Raw genomic sequence first — 22,244 nt, 5'->3', positions numbered from 1 at the left:
TGCTTCAGAAGCGGAATAAAGTGCCCGTTACTGGCTGCCCGTCTCTGCTGGAAATCAGTCTCAGCAATGAATCAATACTCGGGCGTGGAACATGACTGCTGAAAGAAATGAATGCAGACGATAACAACGAGTGTCTAATGAAAGGATGAATATCTACTGATAGTAAAACCAGGAATCCAGGCTGTCAACTTTTTTCTTGTCGAAAATGTCGACTACCGACTTCACCGTCTCATCACAGGGGAGAAAGCATCATTTCCGCCGGGCAATAAAACGCTGCAATACAAGGAGAAACCCGGGGATCGTCAGGAAATAACCCGCTATGAGAAATCCCCAGCCCGCACCCACCGGTCCATAGGTTTTACCAAAATACCAGACCAGCAGTCCCGTGATCAGTTGCGAACACGTATTCAACAGCAGAAAGGGTTCCTGCTTAAACGGACGGATATATGCCATCACGCACTGTGAGATATGAATGGGAACGAGGGCCAGCGTCAATAAGATGGTCGGGTAGAGTGGCAGAATCCGTTCCTGCAGCTTGTGGATCAGGTACCAGACCGGTTCCAGCAGTTCCCAGCCTGCGGGCAACGCTATTCCCTGGAACAGTTGCAGCCCCCAGACAATCAGGCAGAACAGAGTCCCCCCCGTCAGAAGCACAATCGTGGAAACCTGGGTCAATCGGCGGAAGACGCGGTTCAGTTCCGGGATATTATTCTGTGCCACCAGCGATCCAAACAGAGGGGCGCGGGTCATCAGCCAGGACCAGGCAGCCAGCTGTAATGTCATCAAAGCCGTCCAGGTCAGTCCGAGGCGACCGGCCACTGCGGGTCCCTGGTATTCAAACATCAACGGAATGACGAATGCGCTGGTGAAGTACGTCGCCATCGCCTGCACGGCCAGCTTCCACTGTAAAGGCCAGACTTCTTCCGACCAGCTGACCAGGGCCCCCGGGCGTTTTGGCAGCAGCGAGGCAAAGAAACGCCGATAACGAACTCCAATCAGCCACAACTCCCAGAACAGCCGCACTGCACAAATCGCGACACAGGTCCAGATCCCGCCTCCGCTGGAAATAACAACCCAGGCCACCAGCGTGCCCGTGATACTTTGAAACGCCCGATAGCGGTTGGTGACCGCAACCTGATCGCAGCCATCCAGCAGACTCAGGCAGGGGGTTGCCATCAATGTCAGCGCTGTCAGTCCCGCCACACACAGCCAGGGGAGTTGCCAGTTCACATTGCTGACCGGTTGAGACGAAAAGAAATAATAGCCGGCCAGTCCAATGCCGCCCACAAACAGCAACCCGGCGATGGTGTACCACTTCAAGACCAGTGCTGCCAGGCTGCGTATCCGTGAGAGCGCATCCGGATCACCGGTCAGGTAACCCTGCTCGTCGATGTGCAGCTTCGACCATTCGTGACTGGCCAGGTAGAGCGTGACGACCTGCATGCCCATCTCGACGAAGGTCTGCAGGGCAATCAGGGCACCGAACGTATAATAATATCCCTGCAGTTCGCTGGAGAAAAACGCGACGATCAGCAGCATCGTGACGGGCCCGGAGGCAAACTGCCAGCCCCGTCCCAGCAGCGCATAGAACACCGCCCGATTGACTTCCATTCGGTTGAGCAGTCGACGAGGCCAGCTGCGTCGTTGTAGTTGAGGTTCCCGCTGTTCGGTCATACGCCGTAATCAATTCTCTTTTATGCTTCGTCTACCTCAACAAGCTGTTTCTGCCAATGTAGAAACAGCCCGCATCAGGGTCTCTTCGGCCTGGTATAATTCTTCAGTCGTTTCGGAAATCAACAACACATTCACCAGACGCAACGCCTGACCGTTGATCTGGTCCGGTGAGGTCGCAATGAATCGTGTACTTGATTTCTGCATGTCGGCAACACATTTTAACCACTTTGAAAACGGCTGGCCATACGACTCTTTCCAGGGGAAATGCAGCCAGCTTGCCACCTGTTCCGGCTTCAGAAACCGCGCAAAGCCCAGTGCCAGCCGCCCCATGGTATACCGCGCGTTGATATCCTGAATCGGGCGGCACTGCAACTCTCCCCGTGCATCGCGATACTGCATCGCATCGATGCCCAGCGGACCGAAGTAAGCAGCGTGCTGTACCCGCTCTGCCACGCACTGCCCTACTTCGATCGCGGGCTGCCACGTTTCCTGTGTCTGTGCATCCACGCAGATGCGACTGCCGCGGTATTGTCCGCGGTCATCACATCGCAGCAGAGCCAGCCCCACGAACTCGGGTTCCCCCTGCTGCGGTATTTCAAACTGCAGGCCAGCCTCTGCGGTGCGCTGCACCCAGGGTTCCAGAAACAGGGGCTGCTGGCAGGCGAATCGTTTTTGAGCCCAGTCCCTGACCTGGGTTGCTACCAGCGTGCCCCGTCCCAGCATCCGCTCCCGCGCGGACATACTGAAATCCGCCTTGAGTACCCAGGCTGTCTCTACTTTCTCCTGTCCCCTCGGCAACTCAGCCACCGCCGCCTCCAGTTCCGTGAGGGATTCCACACGACAACTGCCCGGCAGAGAGAGTCCCCACACGGATTCACACGCAAATGAAAACGAACGGGAGTTGACCGTTTTCACGGCGGCCAGATCGGGAGCGGTGACTGTGAATCCCTGTGATTGTGCCAGTTTTGCAGTCGCTTGCGACCAGCCCCAGGGAACGAAGGTCATCTGTGCCGCTGCATCCCGTTCAGGCCAGTCTGCGATCAACTCCACTTTCGGCAGGCCGGCTGACTGCAGATGCGTTATATAATCAGCTGATACCGAACCTGGCAGATAAATCTGATCGCCGTCTGCCGCCATGCCGAGCCAGCAGCTGGCCAGGTTTAGATTCAACGCAGGCGTGGCTCCCCCGGTCGCGGCATACACTTCGCGGGTCAGCTGATGTTCAAAGTCAAAATTTCCCAGAAAAACACGACGCATCGAAAACCATTCAGCAAATAGAACACGGTGGATCTGCAGGTTTCTGAATTGAATGATCCATTATTCATTGGAGCCTGACACCGAATTTCTGTTATACTGATTCTTTCCATCCAGAACTATCCTCACCTGTGATTTCTCAAGAAAGACAGCCCGATGCATCGCTACCGCAATCATTCTGTTCTTCCTCTGTTTGTATTTCTATTTTCTGTCCTGATATTGAACGGTTTGCTGCAGGCAGAAGAACCATCGCAGCAGCAGCCACTGCAGATCGCGACGTTTCAATGTGATATTACGCCGCCCCTCGGCAGCCCTCTCTGTTACGGACATATCACTCCGGCAAAAGAAATTGTTGATCCCCTCAGTGCGCGGGGCATCATCTTACTGAATGCAAGGAAGCCGATAGTCCTGCTGGCACTCGACTGGGTCGGCGCCAACAATGAAGCCCAGGACGTCTGGAAACAACGACTGGCAACTGCGCTGGGAACAAGCGTGGACCGCTGTGCCATTCACTGTCTGCATCAGCACGATACGCCGGGAGTCGATATTTCCGCAAATGCCCTGCTCGAGCAGAATGGCCTGAAAGAAGTCATGTATGATACGGCTTATGTTGAAGATGTCATGCAGCGAACCATTGCAGCAGCAAAGATGAGCCTGCAGCATGCGCAACCGGTCTCGCACATAGGTACCGGTAAAGCGAAAGTCGCGCAGTTTGCCTCGAACCGCCGTATCCTGGGCACCGACGGGAAGGTCAAGATCGTGCGATTCAGTTCTTCCCGCAACCCGGCTGCCATCGCGGCTCCGGAAGGAACCATTGATCCCTACGTCCGAATGATCAGTCTCTGGAACCAAGATGAACCGCTGGTGGTCCTCAGTTATTATGCCACGCATCCTCAGAGCTATTACGGCAAGGGAGGCGTCAGTTGTGACACCGTCGGCCTGGCGCGGGCGATGCATGAAAAACAGACTCCCGGCGTACCACATATTCACTTCAATGGGGCGGGCGGAAATATCGGTGCCGGAAAATACAATAACGGCGATCCGGAAAACCGACCGCTGCTCGCGCAACGTCTGGCGGACGGCATGCAGCGGGCCTGGGAGTCCACTCAAAAATCGCCTCTCTCTGCCAGCAATGTGAACTGGAAAGTCAAACCCGTACACCTGCCGATAAGAGACACGCTGGATGAAACCACTCTCACCGGCATCTTGCAGAACCCGCAGGCGAAGCTCACCGATCGCATCCGCGCCGCCCGCGATCTGAACTATCTGCAGCGAACTAAAGCTGGAAAAACCATCGGCATCACGCGGCTGCAACTGGGTTCTGCCCAGATCATTCACATGCCCGGTGAACTGTTCGTGGAATATCAACTGGCAGCGCAGAAGATGGCACCGAATGATTTCGTCTGCATGGCCGCGTATGGGGACCAGGGTCCCGGCTATATCGGCACGACGATCGCGTATTCCCAGGGAGGTTATGAAACCGGCCGCGTCTCACGGACTGCTCCGGAAGTGGAGGCGACGCTGATGCAGACACTCAAAGAATTAGTCGGCACGAATGATTAAATGATTAAACACGTGTCTTAATCATCCTCTCGGGAAGGCTTTGACCATTTGATGCGGGCGGTGTAAATCCGGTTGTTGCTGCCATACTTTTCGATGCCCACCGGCTGCATCCACTCGGCAACGGTGACCCAGGTTTCGCTGGGGCTGAGATTCACGACGGCGAAATTTCCCATCCGCGCCCCTTTTTCCGGCACGATGATCCGTTCTGTCTTTCGTTTCACCTGCAGTGTATCGGGATCGACTTCAGCCATGAACAGGGGTGCCCGATGCCGAAATACGTGGTCGTTGTTTGCGCCCTTTCGGGTATAAACCAGAAACAAGCCATCGCTGTGCGTCACCCAGTGCTGCTGCGTGTTGTAGTTCCCCAGTTCCTGGCCGTCATCGAACTTCCAGACGATCGGCTCAGAATATTTCAATCCGTCATCGCTGACCGAGACGTACCCCTTGTCGTCATTCCGCATTGTCAGATAAAACTTATCCTGGTACTTCGTGATGGAAGGTTCATACAACCCGCGTTTGACGGGAATCGTATGTTCGCTGCCATGTTTTTTGTAAGTCAGTTTTTCGCCATCAAAGTCACATAACACTACCGTAGTGCTGTACTGCTTTGCTCCTTTTTTCTTGAAGTAGACCGGCAGGAGAATGCTGCCATCTTCCAGATCATATCGCTGGGCGGAACCGGCGCCGCAGCTTTCGAAGCGGGGTTCGTCCGGCATGCTCATGGTAGTCCAGTCGGACCAGGTGTGATCTTTTTCATTGTAGACCGAATACGCTACGCTCCGTTTGCGGACGTGCATGACTTTATTATTTTCGTAGCGAACCGTATGCCCGGTGCCCAGCAATTTTTTCGTTTTGGCATGCCAGCCCGGCGTGAAATCGCAGACCGCAATCTCTTGCGTATCTGACAGACGACGGCGTGCTAACGTTTCATGCTTGATCGGCCCGATCCAGTTCTCGCCATCTGTCGTACGCATTTCGTTCAGGGCATAAAACACATCCGAACCGCTCAGCAGCAGTTTCTGCATCGTCAATACGACGGTCGCCGGGAACGGCCCCGCCTGAGGAATCGCACCGGTGCGGGCCTGAACCCAGCAGGTCTTGCCATCAAAGCCTTCCGTGACGACGCGTAAATCAACTTTATAACTGAGTGGTTTCGCAGTCTCATCCGCGGAGAGACGCAATGTTCCGGCAAGCAGCATGACAACAATAAGACAAACGTGAATGATCGATTTCATGGGAGCCTCTCTAAAAATTGCAAATAGAAGATCTTTTCACCATACGCAGATTGAGATGAACTCTCAAGACTTCTGAATGATTTCGCTCAGGAAACGACTGGCAACCGGTCTTGCATTCTGCGGAAACGCCTCCCAAAATGAGAGAGGCAAAACGAAACAGGTAATGAATATTGCTGCCTGTCTCCACACTTCTCACGCTCAATTCAAGGAACAGTCTGATGCGAATGTGCTCCCTGGTCGCTGTCCTGTGTTTCTGCTTTTCGTCGATTCTCCCGGCTGCGGATCTCGATTTCATTCGTGTCAGCGCGGATGGAAAATCATTCGTGACTTCAAAAGATCAGAAGCCGTATGTTCCCTGGGGATTCAATTACGACCACAACGGGGAAGGTCAGTTACTGGAAGATTACTGGCAGACAGACTGGAAGCAGGTCGAACAGGACTTCGCCGAGATGAAACAGCTGGGTGCGAATGTAGTACGCATCCATATTCAGTTTGGCAAATTCATGTCCGCTCCGGATCAGCCGCGCGAACAGGCGCTGCAGAAACTGGGTGAGTTACTGCAGCTCGCCGAACGCACGGGCATCTATCTCGATCTGACCGGACTGGGCTGTTATCACAAACAGGATGTCCCGGCCTGGTACGATCAACTGACCGACCAGGAACGCTGGCAGGCCCAGGCCGTGTTCTGGGAAGCCGTCGCGAAACAGTGTGCGAAGAGTCCTGCCATTTTCTGCTACGACCTGATGAATGAACCGGTCGTGCATGCCGGTAAGAAACAGGGAACCGACTGGCTGGGCCCCGGCCTTGGGGGAAAACATTTTGTGCAGCGGATTACCTTGAGCCCCGATGAACGGTCCCGCCCCGAAATCGCAGCCGCCTGGGTTGAAACACTCGTCGAAGCAATTCGCAAACAGGACCAGCGACACTTGGTCACCGTCGGCCTGGTTCCCTGGAGCCTGGATCGTCCCGGCATGCAGTCCGGTTTCGTACCTGACAAAGTCAGTCAGCATCTTGATTTTATCTGTGTGCACCTCTACCCGGAAACAGGCAAAGTTGACGAAGCCATGGAAACACTCAAAGCCTTCGATATCGGTAAGCCGCTGGTGATTGAAGAAACTTTCCCGCTCAAAAGTTCTCCGCAGGAGTTCGAGGAATTTCTGTTGAAGTCACGAAAGTACGCGGACGGCTGGATTGGTTTCTACTGGGGTAAGACACCCGCTGAATACAAACAGGAAAAAACCATCGCCGCTGCCTTGATGACAGGCTGGCTGGAGTTCTTCATCAAGAACGGTCCGAAATTCAAAGGCGAGACGGAATAAATCAGTTTGCTGATCTCGTTCAGGGCTGAAATACAATGTCCGTCACGGTTCCGAATTTTGCCGGCAAAGGCATGTTGGCAAATGCGGAGTCTTCGCCAGTACGGTACTGCCAGCGACCTGCCAGGGGCAGTGTGATTTGACCGTAAATCAACTGGGGTGCCGATGCAAAATCAGAATCATTGGCCTGCCCGGTTACCTGTAACACAATCAGGTTGGCATCATTGCCGTAGACCGATTGACAATCCAACTGAAAACCTGCCTCCACCTGTTTGAGTGGTACCCCATTGAGCCAGGCGCTGACCTTTGTACCGGCAGCAGTTCCTGTTTTCAGCAGCAGCGAATTGCCGGCGCGCCAGGCTTCGGGAATTCGCACCACGCAGCGATACCAGCGACTCTGACTGGCTTTCGCTGCCCTCCCTGTTCCCGGGACTTCGATTACGGACCAGTGAGGCGCGTCGTTCAACGAGACTTTTCCCGAGACTTTGACGTGGGCCGGATCGAGTCCGGCGGCCCAGTAGATTCCATTTGTCAGCAGCCTGACAAACTCGGGCTGTTTGAAATCTCCCGGGTGTCCCAGCGATGTGTAAAACGATTTACCGCCGTCTTTCCGCTGGAAGGTCCAGGCAACCGGTTCGACGGGTTTACCGGGGATTTCTGCGGTCATCAACACCGTTGTGCCTTTTGCCAGCGGAGAGACTTCATACAGTGAATAGGCCTGTGGAAACGGTTTGTCGGGAATGCCATCCAGAATCGGATTTTTTCTCTGCGCGGGATTGATCGTCACCATCGATTTGAGATCGTTGGCATGATGACCCGTATAATTGCCGCCGAACACGTAGGCATCGAATTCCGTCCAGTCAGCGTAACCTTCAGGAGGTTCTTTTCCCCGGAGCGAGAACGCATGACTGGCAGTACGGATTCCCACAACGGGCTTACCGGACTTTACATACTTGCGAATCGCCTGCATTTCTTTTTCCGGCAATACACGCCGGCGTACGCTGAACAGAACCACGTCGGCCTCGTTGATCTTTTCAATTCCCGGTATCAGGTTCCGATCTTTCTCATCGGCGTAAACCAGGCTCACGCGAAAGTGTTTGCCCAGGTTTTCCGCAGCAAACTTCGGCAGACTGACGCTCGTATCATATTCAGCTTCTGCCATCACGATTAACAGATGCGGTCGCTTGTCTTCTTTGAAAACAAATGCCTGACCGCCGAGCAGCTGATCGCTGGTCACCGTCGGGCAGACATATTTTTCGATGTGTGAAATGATCAGATCATTGCCGGTAAAATGGCTGACGTAAGGCCAACGCTCGGGATTATACATCGTATCGGTCAGGTCGCGGACGAGCACGACATTCTTACCGTTCTGCTTCAGCTGCCGTAATCCAAACGGGCGTCCCAATACACACATGTTTGTATGCACGCCGACCAGCATGACATTTTTGATGCCCTGGCACTCCAGTATTTTCCAGACTTCATCCCCTTTGTCACTGATGAAATCGTGTTCGCTGTCGACCGAGATCAGGGGGGACTGGCTCTGCCAGGGCAACGCAGGATTGCGTCCCAGGTCTTTCAGTTTTTTAACCCAGGCAGCGTGTTCTTCCGGATCATCGTCTTCGCCTCCATCAGACTGATCCAGGGGATACACGGCGCGTTCTTCCGCGGGAATTTTCGAGCACCAGTTTTCGATGCCTTCCGGTACCGGGCCGTTAAAGGTCACCTGCATGGCGCGTCTCCGCGCCGGATGATCCTGATAAGCGGGCATGCAGTCGCTGGGCGCGTGAATGATGGTCACCCCCTCGGCACGGGCGGTCTTCAGTAATTGATCCAGTCGTGGGGCAAACTGTTCCAGCCGCCTGACGGCATTCAGACAGTGATGGTAATCCCAGACATCACAGACGATGATCGCGGTCTCACCTGGTTTCCAGTTTTCGGAACGCTGCCGCTGATGAAAACGACCAGTGTCCGGACCCGTTTCCTGCTGATAACGCAGTTGCAGATTCAGGTCTTTCGCGGAAAGTGAAGTGACCGGGAACAGAATCAGGCTCAGGCAGGCAGCCAGCTTATATATCGTCTTCACGTGATGTCTCCTGGTGGCAGGCAACGGGGTGGACCCGTGGAATGGGTTCGGCTGCGTTCAAGCACAGCATCTTCATTCTAAAGAAGCCCGACACCAGAACAAAAGTCTGAGAGCAAAAAACAAAAAAACCAGCCAGAAAAGTCATCTGCTTTTCTGGCTGGTTTTCCGTTTTGAATCCATTTCGAATCGCGTCGTGGTTATCGACGGGAATCTGCAGAACGACGATAGCGTCGCAGTTGCTGCTCGACTTCCTGGATTTTGCCCTGGCGTTCTTCGCGAGAAACCGTCGTTTTATTGCTGGTCTGAGTGAAAGAAGCGGGGGAACGAAAGCCAGTGACTTCGGGTTGAGCAGCACTCCCGGTCCGATTGACACGGGTGTTTCGAGGCAGGCTGCGGCTCATCCGCTCTTCCTGCAGATCGCGTGATTGCTGTTCAGCGCGGCTCAAACTTTCTGCCGGTTGAAACCGGGCAGAGGTCGGCATGGGCTGATTTTCCACTTCACCAGACAGATATGAGACAAATTTCGAGCTGGCCTTGTTGATGATCACCACCCGGCTTGCGGACTGTGGTTTATTCAGAGGACGGATAATACACACAACTTCGGCTTCGCCAGCCTGATCCAGGGCAGCCTGCAGTTGATTCAGATCCGGGTTACCGGTAGTACCAGATGCCACCGGCTGACCTGTGGGCATGGCCCGTTCCAGAAATTCATCAAGAATTTCCTGATTGTGTGCGGGTGCCATTTCCCGCGGCGTTTCACTCATCGCCAGTTTGACTTCGGGAACAGTTTCCGTGAGAGCCGGTTCTTTGTAGATCTCGGTCAGCTGGGCTTCATCAAGCAGTTTGTGGATCATCGGCAGACCGACATACAGTCCACGTTTCTCATCTTTTTCGACAGCAAAACAGACGCCGACCAGACGACCGGAGCGATCAAACAATCCGCCGCCGGAACGACCCTGCACGGGCATCCCCGTGCATTCGATATTGTCGGGGCCCAGAAAACGGTTCAGCTCGGTCACCTGGATTTTTTCCAGTGTGGGAAATGCACCGCCATTACAGCCGATACTGGCGACAACATCGCCGGCTTTGACTTCGTTTTCAATCCCGGCTACTTTCGCCGCGGAAACCACGCCAGAGGTGGGGATGGAAATCAGCCCGACATCGGCCTGCATATTGTAGCGAACCAGTGTTCCCACATAGGTATCAAACTTCTCTCCCTGGAAGACATCCACTTCAATCAGCGAATCGCTTTTCAGTTCACTGAAGATGTGACTGCAGGTCATAATCAGGGTGCGACCGACGGCACTGTGGATCACGGTTCCTGAGCCCAGGTCCATTCCTTTTTTGTCTTTCACCCGAATGCGAACCGTGCTGGCCCGCCAGTTGATGATTTCTTTTTGCGGGGTTGCATCTGCCAGTGGATCACTGGCGGAATCGCCGAACTGAGCGCGGATCACTGGTTCTTCAACCGGAACCGATTCTTCCTCTTTTGATTTTCCGAAGAAGGGAATATTGAAACCACGCGACTTTTTTTCCGGTTTCGTTTCGTTCTTTGTCAGTTGAATGGGTGGCTCTTCTGACTGGCTGAGTCGGTTTTCATTCGCAGCGAAAATTGCGGGGTTTTCGCGAGCAGGCTGCTGGGTTTCTGCACTGGGAATCCGGGCCAGCATGCGTCGCAGGTTGCTCTCGGTCGTGGATCCGACGGAACGCGCGACCTCTTTGCCCTCCACCACCAGTACAAACGCCGGGATGCTGGTCACATTAAAACGTTTCGCCAGGTCCGGTTCCTGATCGACGTCTACTTTTTTAATGGGATAACCTTCACGCTTTAAACGTGAAATCAAGGGACTCATTTTCTGACACGGTCCGCACCAGGTGGCAGTAAAATCCAACAGCACACCATTGGGTGCCGCTGCCTGGGCTGATCCGGAAAGTAATACAACTGTAAGAAAGGCTGTCGTAAAAAACCTCATCTACCAACTCCTTATAATGGTTGGTTTCAACGCGCAAGGCGTTTTAAATTCAGATAAAGGGGTATTCTCTCTTAGCTCAAGCCAGGCATCAGAACGTGATTGCGGCTGAGAGCAGGCAACCTGAATGGTCGCCGATAGCAGAGAAGCAGAGCGAGCGGAAAACTGCGGGAACCCTCTTGAAATCTGAAGAGATTCGACAGTTTGAATATTCACAGCCCGATTGAATGCATCAACGGGCGATGTCTGTGAAATTAGCTTCACGATGCGGCTTCCATGCCTAACGGTTGTCACCAGCAAACTGCTGGCAAAATGGGTAGTTTAAATGGGAATCGAGCCCGGTCTTCCTGACCAACTGCTCTGAATCAATTGAATTGTCGGTTCCGTACCTGTGTACTTATTATCATTTAGAAACGGGAGCAGAGTCCCATTTGTGACGGGTCAGTGAAATATCACGCACCTGGCGTACCAGAAAGTTAAATTATTTCGCGAAAAATTCGCAGGAATGCGTAAATACATTAAAGAGAAATCCTTGTAAATAGAATTTTCTCTGGAAGCATTTACAATTGGCTCTCTGAGAAAACATTTTCGTGACTTTTTTGCAAGGCATTGTAATTTTTACCGGAATTTTCGCGTTTTTTTCACTCCCGTTTCTGCAGGCCGATTGTGGTGATGGAACCGGAAGAATGCAGAGCTTTTTAAGAGCAGGTCGGAACTGGTTGTGTACTTTTCCGCTGTCGGACAACTATAATAGAGTAGCTGCCCACCCTTGATGCACGGTCATCAAAACGAGCGGGCGTTTTGTTATCTAAAACACTACTATTTATAGACTTAACCCCCTGCAGAAAGATATTCTTTCTTAATCCACCCACCTTGAACATTTTTACAGAATCTCTTTCTGTGACGCTTTAAGTATCTGTAATACCAACACTCGGGCCCTGCTGAATTGATTTCATGCAGAGAATTCCGTTCTCCGTTCGGCCATGAGAAACTGCAACAGAGAGCTCCAATAACAAATACAGCTTAAAAACCCTCTATTCGATTGAGACACATGAAACAGATATGCCTCGTAACTCTGCTCGCGTTCCTGTCCCTGTCCACAGGCTGCCGCAAACAGGAAGAAATTACCTCTTACACCGTTTCCAAGGGTGCCTCGTCTTCGAATACTGCTCTGCCTGACATGACGGCAGCGCCTGCGAAACCTACGCGTATGCTGGCAGCCATCGTGCCCGGCAGTCCGCAGAACTGGTTTTTCAAAATGACCGGGGAACCGGACCAGGTTAAAGCCGAATTCGATCACTTCATTGAGTTCATGAAATCCGTCACACTCAGCGGTGACAAGCCGGAATGGAAACTGCCTGAAAACTGGACACAGGAACCAGGCAGTTCGATGCGATTTGCCACACTCAAGATCAAGGATACGGACCCCGCGCTGGAAGTCTCCGTGATTCCGCTTCCCGCGGGAACAGATCTGACAGCGGACTTACTTTCCAACATCAATCGCTGGCGCGATCAGGTGGGCCTGGATTCCATTTCTGCAGAGACCATCAAAGAAGCGGCTGACAAGTCACCGGCTCTGGATACGGAATTATTCACACTCAAATCAGGTGATAAGATGATTTCGGTCGTCAGCCTGAAGGGCATGATGGCCGGCAATCCGATGAGCCGCGCGCCGTTTGCCTCGGGCATGATGGGCGGGCCAGGGAGCCCTGCAGCGGGACCGGCGAATCCACCAGCGGCTGCCGAGATCCAATATGAAACCCCCGCAGGCTGGCAACCGGGTCGCAGTGGCGGAATGCGAAAAGCTGCCTTCAACATCACCAGTGGTGACGAAACCGGTGAAGTCACGGTGATTGATCTGTCCAAAGCGGCTTCTCCGTTACTCCCGAACATCAACCGCTGGCGCGGTCAGGTCAGCCTGAAAGACATCACCGAAGCCGAACTTTCCCAACAATCCGAGCAGCTGAAGGTCGGCGATCTGGAAGCCACTTATGTCAAACTGCTCGGCCCCGAAGATGCAAAACCACGTATCGCGATTTTAGGCGCGATCATCTACCGGGATGAACTGGCCTGGTTTGTGAAATTCACCGGGCCGGTCAAACTGGCCGAACAGGAAGAAGCACGCTTCAAACAGTTCGTCCAGTCGATCCGGTTTGAATAACGGCTGACGATACCCTACTCAACAAACTTTTACTTGAGTTTTCAATTCAGGATAAAATCATGGCGACCAATACCCTTCCCGATCAATCAAACGAACCTGCCACACTCGGATCCGATTCCGGGTCAGTCCACTTCAATCAAACGTTTCTGAAGTTCCTGACCCCGCTGGCTTCGTTGAAACTGACCGTGGCCCTGTTTGCGATGGCCATCTTTATCATCCTGGCGGGCACCCTGGCGCAGGTGAATAAAGATATCTGGGTCGTGATCGACGAATACTTCCGTACGGGTATTGCCAAAATTGAGTTCAAAATCTTTTTCCCCCCGTCCTTCTTTCCCAGTCTCGACCAGCAGAATATTCCCGGTTTTATCTACTTTCCCGGCGGCTGGCTGATCGGTTTTCTGATGGGCATCAATCTGTTTGCTGCTCACTTCATTCGTTTTAAGGTTCAGGCCAAAGGGAGTCAGCGGACCATCGGCTGGACGATTATCGCTGTTGGTGCAGTGATTACCTGGCTGGTGATTGCCAGTGGTGCCAACAAAGATGGTTTCCAGGGATACTCATTACTGAGCTGGCAAGCACTATGGTGGCTGCTGCAAGCGGGAGTCGGGCTTGCGACAGTCGCCGGCTGCGTCCTCTTCTTTTACATCGATAAACATCGCAGAGCAGAACGGGCCTTGATCCTGGGTTTCACGATCCTGCTGGGTTGTCTGCTGGCCTGGGCGATTTCCCAGGGACAGGCAGCGCGGTTCAGTGATTCATCCATGCGAATCCTCTGGCAATTAATCAAAGCGACTTTTGCCGGCTGTGTTCTGCTATCCGGTTGTATTTTCCTGTTTAAGAAACGGGCTGGCGTTGTCTTGCTGCACGCCGGTGTCGGCCTGATGATGCTCAGTGAACTGATCGTTGGTACGATGGCCGTCGAAACACAGATGACGATCTCCGAAGGAGAAACCACCAGCTTCGTGCACGATATCCGCGAAGTTGAACTCGCGATCGTTGATCCCACGGACCCCAAAGAAGACAAAGTCACCGTCATTCCCCAATCGATTCTACTGGCGAATCGGGACACGGTAGTCTCTGATCCTCAACTTCCTTTCGATTATGAGCTGGTTAAATATTATCCGAACGCCTCTCTGCGCAAAGTGAGTTCTCTGACTCCGGAAGAAAAGAAAGAGTTCGAAAACCCCGCGACCGCCGGGATTGGACTGGACTGGATCGCGTTGCCGATGCAGAGTGCCACCGGAACTGACATGGGGGGCGGCGTCGATACACCGTCGGCTTACATTAAAGTGATTGATAAAAAAACGTCTGAGCCTTCAGGCATTTACCTGGTCGACCTTCAGATGAGTCTGCAGGAAATCGGTCAGCCGGTCGTCGTGGATGGCACAACTTATCAGCTCTACCTGCGGTTCAAGCGTTATTACAAACCATATTCCGTCAAACTGCTTGACGTCCGTAAAGATGATTACGCCGGGACGAGTACCGTGAGGAATTATTCCTCCGACATCGTACTCGTTGATCCCACCACGAATGTGGACCGGGAAATCAAAATCTCAATGAACGACCCGCTGCGTTACAGCGGAGAAACATTTTACCAGAGCGGCTATCACGCAGATCCGACCACTGGAAAAGAAATGACGACCCTGTCCGTCGTTACAAATATGGGCTGGATGATTCCCTACGTCTCCTGCATGATCGTGGTTGTGGGCATGCTGTATCACTTCATGGTTACCCTGTTACGATTCCTGGGACGCCGCGAAAAGCAGCGAACCGAACCATCAGACGTCAATGAGTTCCTGCCTTCCGGAAAAGAAAACGATCTCGCCTCGCAGAACCGTGCCCGTCTGCAGGAAAAAATGACTAAGTATCTGATCCCGGCTCTGATTGTTGTAATCTTTGGCGGCTATCTCTTGAGTAAGGCCCGTGTACCCAAACCCAATTCCAATGAAATGAACCTCTATGAATTCGGACAGCTGCCGATTCTGTACGAAGGTCGTACCAAGCCCGTGGATACACTGGCCCGCAACAGCCTGCGGATTATCTCTGGCAAACAGGAATTTGTAGATCCGAACGGCAATAAACAACCCGCCATCAAATGGTTCCTGGATACGATTGCCAAGCCGAGCGATGCCTTCGAATACGAAGTGGTTCGCATTGAGAATCCGGAGTTATTACACACGCTGGGTCTGAAAAAACGTCCCGGCTTCCGTTATTCGTTTGACGACTTTATCGAAAAAATTCCCGAACTCTCCAAACAGTCTGATCTGGCACGACAGGCTGGTAAAGGGAAAGCGACCCTGTACCAGTCGCGCGTACTCGATCTGGAAAAGAAAATCGGCACTGTTGATCTGCTGATTCAATCATTCAAACCACCGGAAATTCGGGCTGAGTCGGCCCGCGATGACCTGATCGAAGCGATCCGCCGACATGGGATACTGGAACGCCGTAATCCTCCCCGCGCCATTCCACCAGGAGGCGAAGAGGAGAACGATGATCAATGGCAGACCTATTCCTATGCCTGGACCCGCGATCTGGTCAAAGCCAGTTTCGCCAAGGATAAAGAAAATGAAGCCACACAGGCCTGGACGAAAATACTCGTGGCGTATGCCAGTGGTGATGTGAGTGAGTTCAATAAAGAAGTCCGCAACTACCAGATCTGGTTGAACAAGCACAAAGCAGATCTGCCTCATACCAGTCTGTCCAAAGTGGATTTCGAAGCGTTCTTCAATCACTTCGAACCATTTTATTACTGCTCCGTGCTCTACATGTTCGCGTTTGTAATGGTCTGTTTCTCGTTCCTGTTCTGGCAAAGACCCCTGGGCAACGCGGCCTTCTGGCTGATCTGCCTGACATTCTTTGTGCATACACTTGCGTTGATTGGCCGGATTTATATTTCAGGACGACCACCGGTCACCAACCTGTATTCATCAGCCGTGTTTATCGGCTGGGGAGCCGTACTGGCGGGAATTGTGATTGAAAAAATGAATCGCCTGGGTATCGGCAGTTTACTCGCGTCCGTCGCCGGGTTTTCCACGCTGCTGATTGCCCACATGCTCGCCGGTGATGGAGATACGTTTGCCGTGCTGCAGGCAGTCCTGGATACCCAGTTCTGGCTGGCCACCCATGTGGTCTGTATCACCCTGGGATATGCGGCGACCTTTGTCGCCGGTCTGCTGGGTCTGTTTTATATCCTGTGGGGAGTATTGACGCCTAAAATGACAGCCGCCGCGGGGAAAGAAGTGATTCGCATGCTGTATGGCGTGCTCTGCTTCGCGATCATTCTGAGCTTCTTCGGAACCGTGCTCGGCGGACTGTGGGCCGACGATTCCTGGGGCCGCTTCTGGGGCTGGGATCCCAAAGAAAACGGCGCGCTGATTATTGTGCTCTGGAATGCGCTCGTGTTACACGCGCGCTGGGGTGGCATGGTCAAAGATCGTGGCATGGCGATGCTTTCCATCGGGGGTAACATCGTCACCAGCTGGTCCTGGTTTGGAGTGAATGAGCTCGGCGTCGGACTGCATTCATACGGTTTCACGGAAGGGGTCCTGAAGGCACTGGGGCTGTTCATGCTCTCGCAACTTGCGGTCATCGCAATCGCGATGATTCCCCAAAACCGCTGGTGGAGTTTCAAAAAACGAGACGTCTAAGCTGACTTCGAACGAAATTGAAGCGGGATTCTCATTCAATCCACTGCGGACGGAATGAGAATCCTTTTTTATTTTGCAGCATTATTTTGATACAACTCGACAAAACCGGAACTCCTGCTGCCGGGACGGGGCACCGTTCAGAATACGACGGACTGGCTGCTCTCGTAGACACAACCGTTGCAAACCTGAACGGCCTCCTATTTTGACTGACCAGATCTGAACAGAAGACGTGTATCGATTGTACGGTTCTGGGGGATAATGCGATTCAGGATTCAATTTCAGAGTGACGAAAGAGTTGATAACTCTACACTGTCACTGGAATGGACTCCATGAAACGCATCTACCTTGCCTTATTGATCTCATTTTGTGCGCCGTACTCGCTTTTGGCAGACACCCTTGATCCCATCGTGGAACCCTCCGGTATTCAGCAGGAAAATATTAACGGAGATGTTTCAGAGCTGTTTGGAGACTCCGCCTGGTTTGGACGCTATCGCCCGCATTTCGGCTACCGCTATGAAGCCGGCGACACGATCGGACGCATTGGCGGACTCTCGTCCTTTGATGGATTTATCCCGCTGTTTGAAGGAGAAGACAGTAACTGGCTGACCTTCTTTGATGCCCGGTTACTGCTCGATGATCAGAATAACAACCTGGGTTCCAATATCGGTTTCGGGGCGCGACAGTATTTACCCGAGCAGGGGCGAACCATTGGCGGTTATATTTACTACGATACCCGTGATACGGGTGCTGCGAACTTCGATCAGGTGTCCGGCGGGATTGAAACACTGGGTGATCTGTGGGACGCACGACTCAACTGGTACGTCCCCACCGGACAAACCCGCGACCAGATTGGCACCTCCCACATCGGTGGCGGCTCATATCAGTTCATCGGCCATTATCTATACGGGGGTACGCTGACAAGATACTACCAGGCCGCCATGACGGGCGTGGACATGGAAGCGGGCCGTAAGATCTACTCCGGTACCAGGACAGATATCCGGGCGTTTGCAGGCTGGTATCACTTTCAGGCCACCGGAAGTCCCCAGGCGTGGGGCTGGAAATCCCGCGTGGAAAGCCGCATCTCCGATGTCGTTTCGCTCAACCTGAGTGTGCAGAACGACCGCGTCTTCGATACCACGGTCAACTTTGCCGTGGGAATTCAATGGCCCAGCATTACCGGTCTGAGAGATGGATTCAAAGCCGACATCCCGGCCCGGGATCGACTGGGGGAAAGCCCCGAACGACTCCGCAGCATTGTCGTCGCCAATCAGGAAGTCCAGGACCCCAATGGCGGGCTGATTATCAATCCTGCGACCGGCAACCCCTATTACTTCATGCACGTTGCCACCGGCGGCAACAGCGATGGTTCTTATGAAGACCCGTATGCGACCTTAGCGGCCGCCTTTGCTGATCCGCGGACCCAGGCAGGCGATCTGATTGTGTACGACCATCGCAACGGTGCCGAAACGGGTGATTTCGTTCTGGCCCAGGCAACACAGGTCCTTTCAGAAGGGCCGGCACAATTTATCAACAGCCAGTTCGGTTCGATCCAGTTGCCCGATTCCGGTACCGGTGTCAGACCACAGATCACAGGCAGCTTTACTCTCAACAATGGCAGTGTGCTCTCCGGGTTTGATATCACGACAGTTACCGGCAGTTCGATCATTGCCAATGGGGTCGGCGATATTCGCGTGGCAAATAACTCCATCAACAATACCACGATTTCATCCGCATTCCCCGCCATCAGTCTGAACAACTTAAACGGCACGGTCGCCTTCGAGCAGACTACGCTCTCAAAAACCAATGGGACAGGGCTGAGGATCGACGGGGGCAACGCGGACATCACATTTACAGACAGTACCATTACAGCAAACAATGCGACTTATGCTGTCAACATTCAGGATGCAGGCGGCTCGATCAAACTGGGACAGGTCAACGGGACCAACTCCACCTTTGACGCTTATGTTGTGAACAACTCGGCAGACATCACCATTGATGAACTCAACAGTACCGACGCCAACAGCCTGCCCTTCACCGTTCAGAATAATACAGGCAGTTTTGCCTTGAACGGCGGAACCATTTCCAACAGCGCCGCGTCCGGCGGCCAGATCGATTCTTCGCAAAATGTGACGGTGCAGAACGTGACCATCAATTCGGCAGGAGCACACGGCCTGAATATCACCAATTCGTCGAATCTGAATATCTCCAATAATACCATCGTCGACGCGGACTCCGATGGCATCAGGGCTTTGAACAGTTCCGGCAATGTGTTCATCAATAAAAACCAGATCAACAGTATTGTTACTGGCTTTGACAATGCAATTCTGGTCTCCACGAATGCAGATGCCAACGTGCAAATCAATGAAAACACGATCACCAGCGTGTTGACCGTTTTGAATGATGGCATCAACGTGACTACCAATGCCGGTAATGCGACACTCAATATCAATGGCAACAAAATCACCAGTTTCGCCAATGCATTCGATGATGCGATCTATGTGACCAACAACTCGACCGGCACTATGAACACAACGATTTCCCAGAACACGATTACCAATACCCTCGGCGGCTTCGGCGATGCCATCATTTATTATGGTACCGCCAATGGCGTAATGACAACGAACATTTCCAATAACAACATCCATAATACAGAGGGCCTGTTTGGCGATGCCATCGTAGTCGTTTACGATGCTGGTTCTGCCACGACGACGATCTCACAAAATACGATCGACTCCGATGATCTGGTGAATCTGTTTGGCACCAGTATCTATCTCGGCCTGAACACGACCGGGACCACAACCTCTCATATCACGCAGAACATTATTTCCGATGACAATAATGCGGCCCTGTTTACGGACGGGATTGCCCTGAACATTGATCAGGGAACGAACCATAGTGCCTTCATCAACAACAACCAGATCGCGCAGACGGGTGGCCTCTTTGATGACGGGATTGAGATTCTGCTGGACAGCCTGGGTGGCGCCTCGGCATCGGTGCAGGTGCAAAACAACCTGTTGAACGGCAGTGCCGGCGTGGGCGGTCGCGGCCTGGATGTGGCTACCATCTTTGGATCAAATTCCGCCTTTCTGGATGTCTCTGGAAACACGACCGACACCGCCCTGGACTTCTCTGCCACAATTGGTTCTACGATCACAGTGGAAGATCTGCCAAACCTGTCAACCAATAACAATGGTGCGACGATCAATACCTTCGGTAACGTTGTGGATGCCCCGTAAGCACCATTTCGCCGCTGATAGAGTGTGTCCAGGCAGACGGGTTATTACCTGGGGCACTACCCTGCTTCATTCATAAAGAGAGGCAATTCCCTCCTGCAGCTGAGTTCCCGACGATTACTTTTGATGCAAACCTGGGATCCAGCCACTTCACAGCGCATCCTGTTTTAACTAACCGGAACAGTCCCTTTATCCAGCGGGCTTTTTTCTGAACTTTTCTATAGACACCTCGTTTCATCGTCGAAGAAAATTTTATTAGTTTGGAAAGTAATGTGCTGCATCTGGTGGAATGGACTCCATGAAATCTTTCTGTATCGGGCTGCTGTTGTTCTTCTGCGTCCCCTGTTCGCTTCGGGCTGATTCTTCTGAAATATTGCCTGCACAGGAATCACCAGATGTGAACGGTGATGTGTCGGAACTCTTTGGTGATGCTGGCTGGTTCAGGCGTTACCAGCCGCACTTCGGCTACCGGTACCAGGCCGGGGATACCATTGGTCGGATCGGGGGACTCTCTTCGCTGGATGGTTTCCTGCCTCTACTTGAAGCGGAGGATGGCAACTGGCTCACATTTCTCGACGCGCGACTGCTGCTGGATGACCGCAACCAGAACCTGGGATCCAACGTCGGCCTGGGTGCCCGCCAGTATCTGCCCGAATGGGAACGCACCATCGGCGGATATGTTTATTATGATACCCGCGACACAGGCATGCGCAATTTCAGCCAGATCTCCGGGGGGATTGAAACGCTGGGCGATCTGTGGGATGCGCGCTTGAACTGGTATGTGCCGACAGGCAGCAGACGCTCGCTGGTCGGCACGTCACACACTCTCGGCGGACCCAGTCAGTTTGTGGGGCATTATCTCTACGGCGGCATTCTGACCCGCTACTATCAGGCCGCAATGACCGGCGTGGATATGGAAGCGGGACGAAAGATTTTGACCAGTGACTCCATGGACGTGCGGGCGTTTGCCGGCTGGTATCATTTTCAGGCACCCGGCAGCCAACAGGCGTGGGGCTGGAAAACCCGTGTAGAAAATCGTATTTCTGATCTGGTTGCTTTGAACCTGGGTGTGCAGAACGATCGCGTGTTCAATACGACGGTCAATTTTTCTGTTGCGATCACGTGGCCGAGCATCACGGGGCGACGCGCGGGCCTTAAAGCCGACATCCCGGCCCGTGATCGGCTGGGGGAATCGCCCGAACGACTGCGCAGCATTGTCGTCGACAATCAGGCAATTCAGGATCCCAATGGAGGGCTGTTGATTAATCCTGCGACGGGCAACCCGTATTACTTTATGCATGTCGCCAGTGGCGGCAACAGTGATGGCTCGTACGAAGATCCGTACGCCACGTTGGCAGACGCCTTTGCAGATCCGCGAACGCAGGCGGGGGATGTCGTCGTGTACGACCACCGCGGCGACTCGGAAACCGGTACATTCACACTCGCCGATCAGACCCAGGTCCTTTCCTCCGGTCCAACTCAGTTTTTGAGTACGCAAATCGGTCAAGTTGCTTTGCCTGATTCGAACACCGGCCTGATGCCCCAGATCACCGGAAATTTCACGCTGGCAAATGGCAGTGTGCTGTCCGGGTTTAACATTACCAGCGGAAGTGCCGACCCGGCTGTGATGGCGAACGGCGTGCAGAATATCACCATTGCCAATAACACGATTACCAACGGCTCGACTTCGGGAATTGCCATTGCTAATTCTCAGGGAATTACCATTACTAACAATACACTGCAGGATGTCAGTGATGACGCCATCGATATCGAAGACAGTTCCGGAAATATTACCATCAGCAATAACACGATTAAAAGTATCGCCACGGCTTTCGATGATGCGATCAATGTAGAACTCAACGGCGCCGCCAGTCTGACTGTCGATAACAACATCATTTCCAGCGTCGTGCAGACTTCGGATAACGGAATTAACGTCACCACGACAGCCGGTGATATTACGACCCGCATTCGCAATAACCAGATCTCCGGCGTGGACTTCTCGCTGGCCGGCGGAATTAAATACACGGGAAATTCCTCCGGTTTCGCACAGACGACGATCACGGACAACATCATCCTGAATGACGATGACAGTGTTGCTGGATCTGCTG

Annotated in this window: 11 protein-coding genes; 6 read left to right on the top strand and 5 right to left on the bottom strand. The window is 53.0% G+C overall.

Annotated features, from left to right (window positions below; all coding sequences use genetic code 11):
• Nucleotides 1-249 precede the first annotated feature (249 nt).
• Both AACZ40_RS15040 and AACZ40_RS15035 read right to left on the bottom strand, forming a co-directional pair.
• The gene (locus tag AACZ40_RS15040) at nucleotides 250-1,674 is read right to left on the bottom strand and encodes a hypothetical protein (RefSeq protein WP_291174285.1); all 1,425 of its coding nucleotides are present in this window, start codon (nucleotides 1,672-1,674) and stop codon (nucleotides 250-252) included.
• A gap of 36 nt (nucleotides 1,675-1,710) precedes the next feature.
• Complete coding sequence (locus tag AACZ40_RS15035) at nucleotides 1,711-2,931, bottom strand: hypothetical protein (RefSeq protein WP_291174287.1); 1,221 nt, start codon at nucleotides 2,929-2,931, stop codon at nucleotides 1,711-1,713.
• A gap of 153 nt (nucleotides 2,932-3,084) precedes the next feature.
• On the opposite strand from AACZ40_RS15035, the gene AACZ40_RS15030 reads away from it, so the two are divergent.
• Nucleotides 3,085-4,491 (top strand): hypothetical protein, encoded by a 1,407-nt coding sequence (locus AACZ40_RS15030; protein WP_291174289.1) that lies wholly within the window; start codon nucleotides 3,085-3,087, stop codon nucleotides 4,489-4,491.
• A gap of 17 nt (nucleotides 4,492-4,508) precedes the next feature.
• Here AACZ40_RS15030 and AACZ40_RS15025 read toward each other — a convergent pair whose 3' ends face one another.
• Complete coding sequence (locus tag AACZ40_RS15025) at nucleotides 4,509-5,726, bottom strand: sialidase family protein (RefSeq protein WP_291174291.1); 1,218 nt, start codon at nucleotides 5,724-5,726, stop codon at nucleotides 4,509-4,511.
• 218 nt (nucleotides 5,727-5,944) lie between these two features.
• Here AACZ40_RS15025 and AACZ40_RS15020 point away from each other — a divergent pair, with 218 nt between their 5' ends.
• The gene (locus tag AACZ40_RS15020; protein WP_291174293.1) at nucleotides 5,945-7,045 is read left to right on the top strand and encodes a cellulase family glycosylhydrolase; all 1,101 of its coding nucleotides are present in this window, start codon (nucleotides 5,945-5,947) and stop codon (nucleotides 7,043-7,045) included.
• 19 nt (nucleotides 7,046-7,064) lie between these two features.
• On the opposite strand, the gene AACZ40_RS15015 is transcribed toward AACZ40_RS15020, so the two are convergent.
• Nucleotides 7,065-9,125 carry an isochorismatase family protein gene (locus AACZ40_RS15015; RefSeq protein ID WP_291174295.1) on the bottom strand — a complete coding sequence of 687 codons (2,061 nt, stop codon included), beginning with the start codon at nucleotides 9,123-9,125 and terminating at the stop codon, nucleotides 7,065-7,067.
• Nucleotides 9,126-9,322: 197 nt separating this feature from the next.
• Nucleotides 9,323-11,098 carry a thioredoxin domain-containing protein gene (locus tag AACZ40_RS15010; RefSeq protein ID WP_291174297.1) on the bottom strand — a complete coding sequence of 592 codons (1,776 nt, stop codon included), beginning with the start codon at nucleotides 11,096-11,098 and terminating at the stop codon, nucleotides 9,323-9,325.
• Nucleotides 11,099-12,146: 1,048 nt separating this feature from the next.
• On the opposite strand from AACZ40_RS15010, the gene AACZ40_RS15005 reads away from it, so the two are divergent.
• From AACZ40_RS15005 to AACZ40_RS14990, 4 genes are all read left to right on the top strand, one after another.
• The gene (locus AACZ40_RS15005; RefSeq protein WP_291174298.1) at nucleotides 12,147-13,256 is read left to right on the top strand and encodes a hypothetical protein; all 1,110 of its coding nucleotides are present in this window, start codon (nucleotides 12,147-12,149) and stop codon (nucleotides 13,254-13,256) included.
• Nucleotides 13,257-13,315: 59 nt separating this feature from the next.
• Nucleotides 13,316-16,903 (top strand): cytochrome c biogenesis protein CcsA, encoded by a 3,588-nt coding sequence (ccsA, locus tag AACZ40_RS15000; protein WP_291174300.1) that lies wholly within the window; start codon nucleotides 13,316-13,318, stop codon nucleotides 16,901-16,903.
• A gap of 329 nt (nucleotides 16,904-17,232) precedes the next feature.
• The gene (locus AACZ40_RS14995) at nucleotides 17,233-20,139 is read left to right on the top strand and encodes a right-handed parallel beta-helix repeat-containing protein (protein ID WP_291174302.1); all 2,907 of its coding nucleotides are present in this window, start codon (nucleotides 17,233-17,235) and stop codon (nucleotides 20,137-20,139) included.
• 295 nt (nucleotides 20,140-20,434) lie between these two features.
• Nucleotides 20,435-22,244 (top strand): right-handed parallel beta-helix repeat-containing protein (locus AACZ40_RS14990; RefSeq protein ID WP_339674857.1); only part of this gene is annotated, 1,810 nt, incomplete at its 3' end.

Origin of the sequence: uncultured Gimesia sp. (assembly GCF_963972345.1) — a bacterium.
Taxonomy (GTDB): domain Bacteria; phylum Planctomycetota; class Planctomycetia; order Planctomycetales; family Planctomycetaceae; genus Gimesia.
Note: the sequence above shows the minus strand (reverse complement) of the source record. Positions and strands in the feature narration are given on the sequence as shown.

Coding starts and splice junctions, on each gene's coding strand:
- AACZ40_RS15040 (WP_291174285.1), bottom strand. CDS start 1,674: ATGACCGAACAGCGGGAACCTCAACTACAACGACGCAGCTGGCCTCGT.
- AACZ40_RS15035 (WP_291174287.1), bottom strand. CDS start 2,931: ATGCGTCGTGTTTTTCTGGGAAATTTTGACTTTGAACATCAGCTGACC.
- AACZ40_RS15030 (WP_291174289.1), top strand. CDS start 3,085: ATGCATCGCTACCGCAATCATTCTGTTCTTCCTCTGTTTGTATTTCTA.
- AACZ40_RS15025 (WP_291174291.1), bottom strand. CDS start 5,726: ATGAAATCGATCATTCACGTTTGTCTTATTGTTGTCATGCTGCTTGCC.
- AACZ40_RS15020 (WP_291174293.1), top strand. CDS start 5,945: ATGCGAATGTGCTCCCTGGTCGCTGTCCTGTGTTTCTGCTTTTCGTCG.
- AACZ40_RS15010 (WP_291174297.1), bottom strand. CDS start 11,098: ATGAGGTTTTTTACGACAGCCTTTCTTACAGTTGTATTACTTTCCGGA.
- AACZ40_RS15005 (WP_291174298.1), top strand. CDS start 12,147: ATGAAACAGATATGCCTCGTAACTCTGCTCGCGTTCCTGTCCCTGTCC.
- ccsA (WP_291174300.1), top strand. CDS start 13,316: ATGGCGACCAATACCCTTCCCGATCAATCAAACGAACCTGCCACACTC.
- AACZ40_RS14995 (WP_291174302.1), top strand. CDS start 17,233: ATGAAACGCATCTACCTTGCCTTATTGATCTCATTTTGTGCGCCGTAC.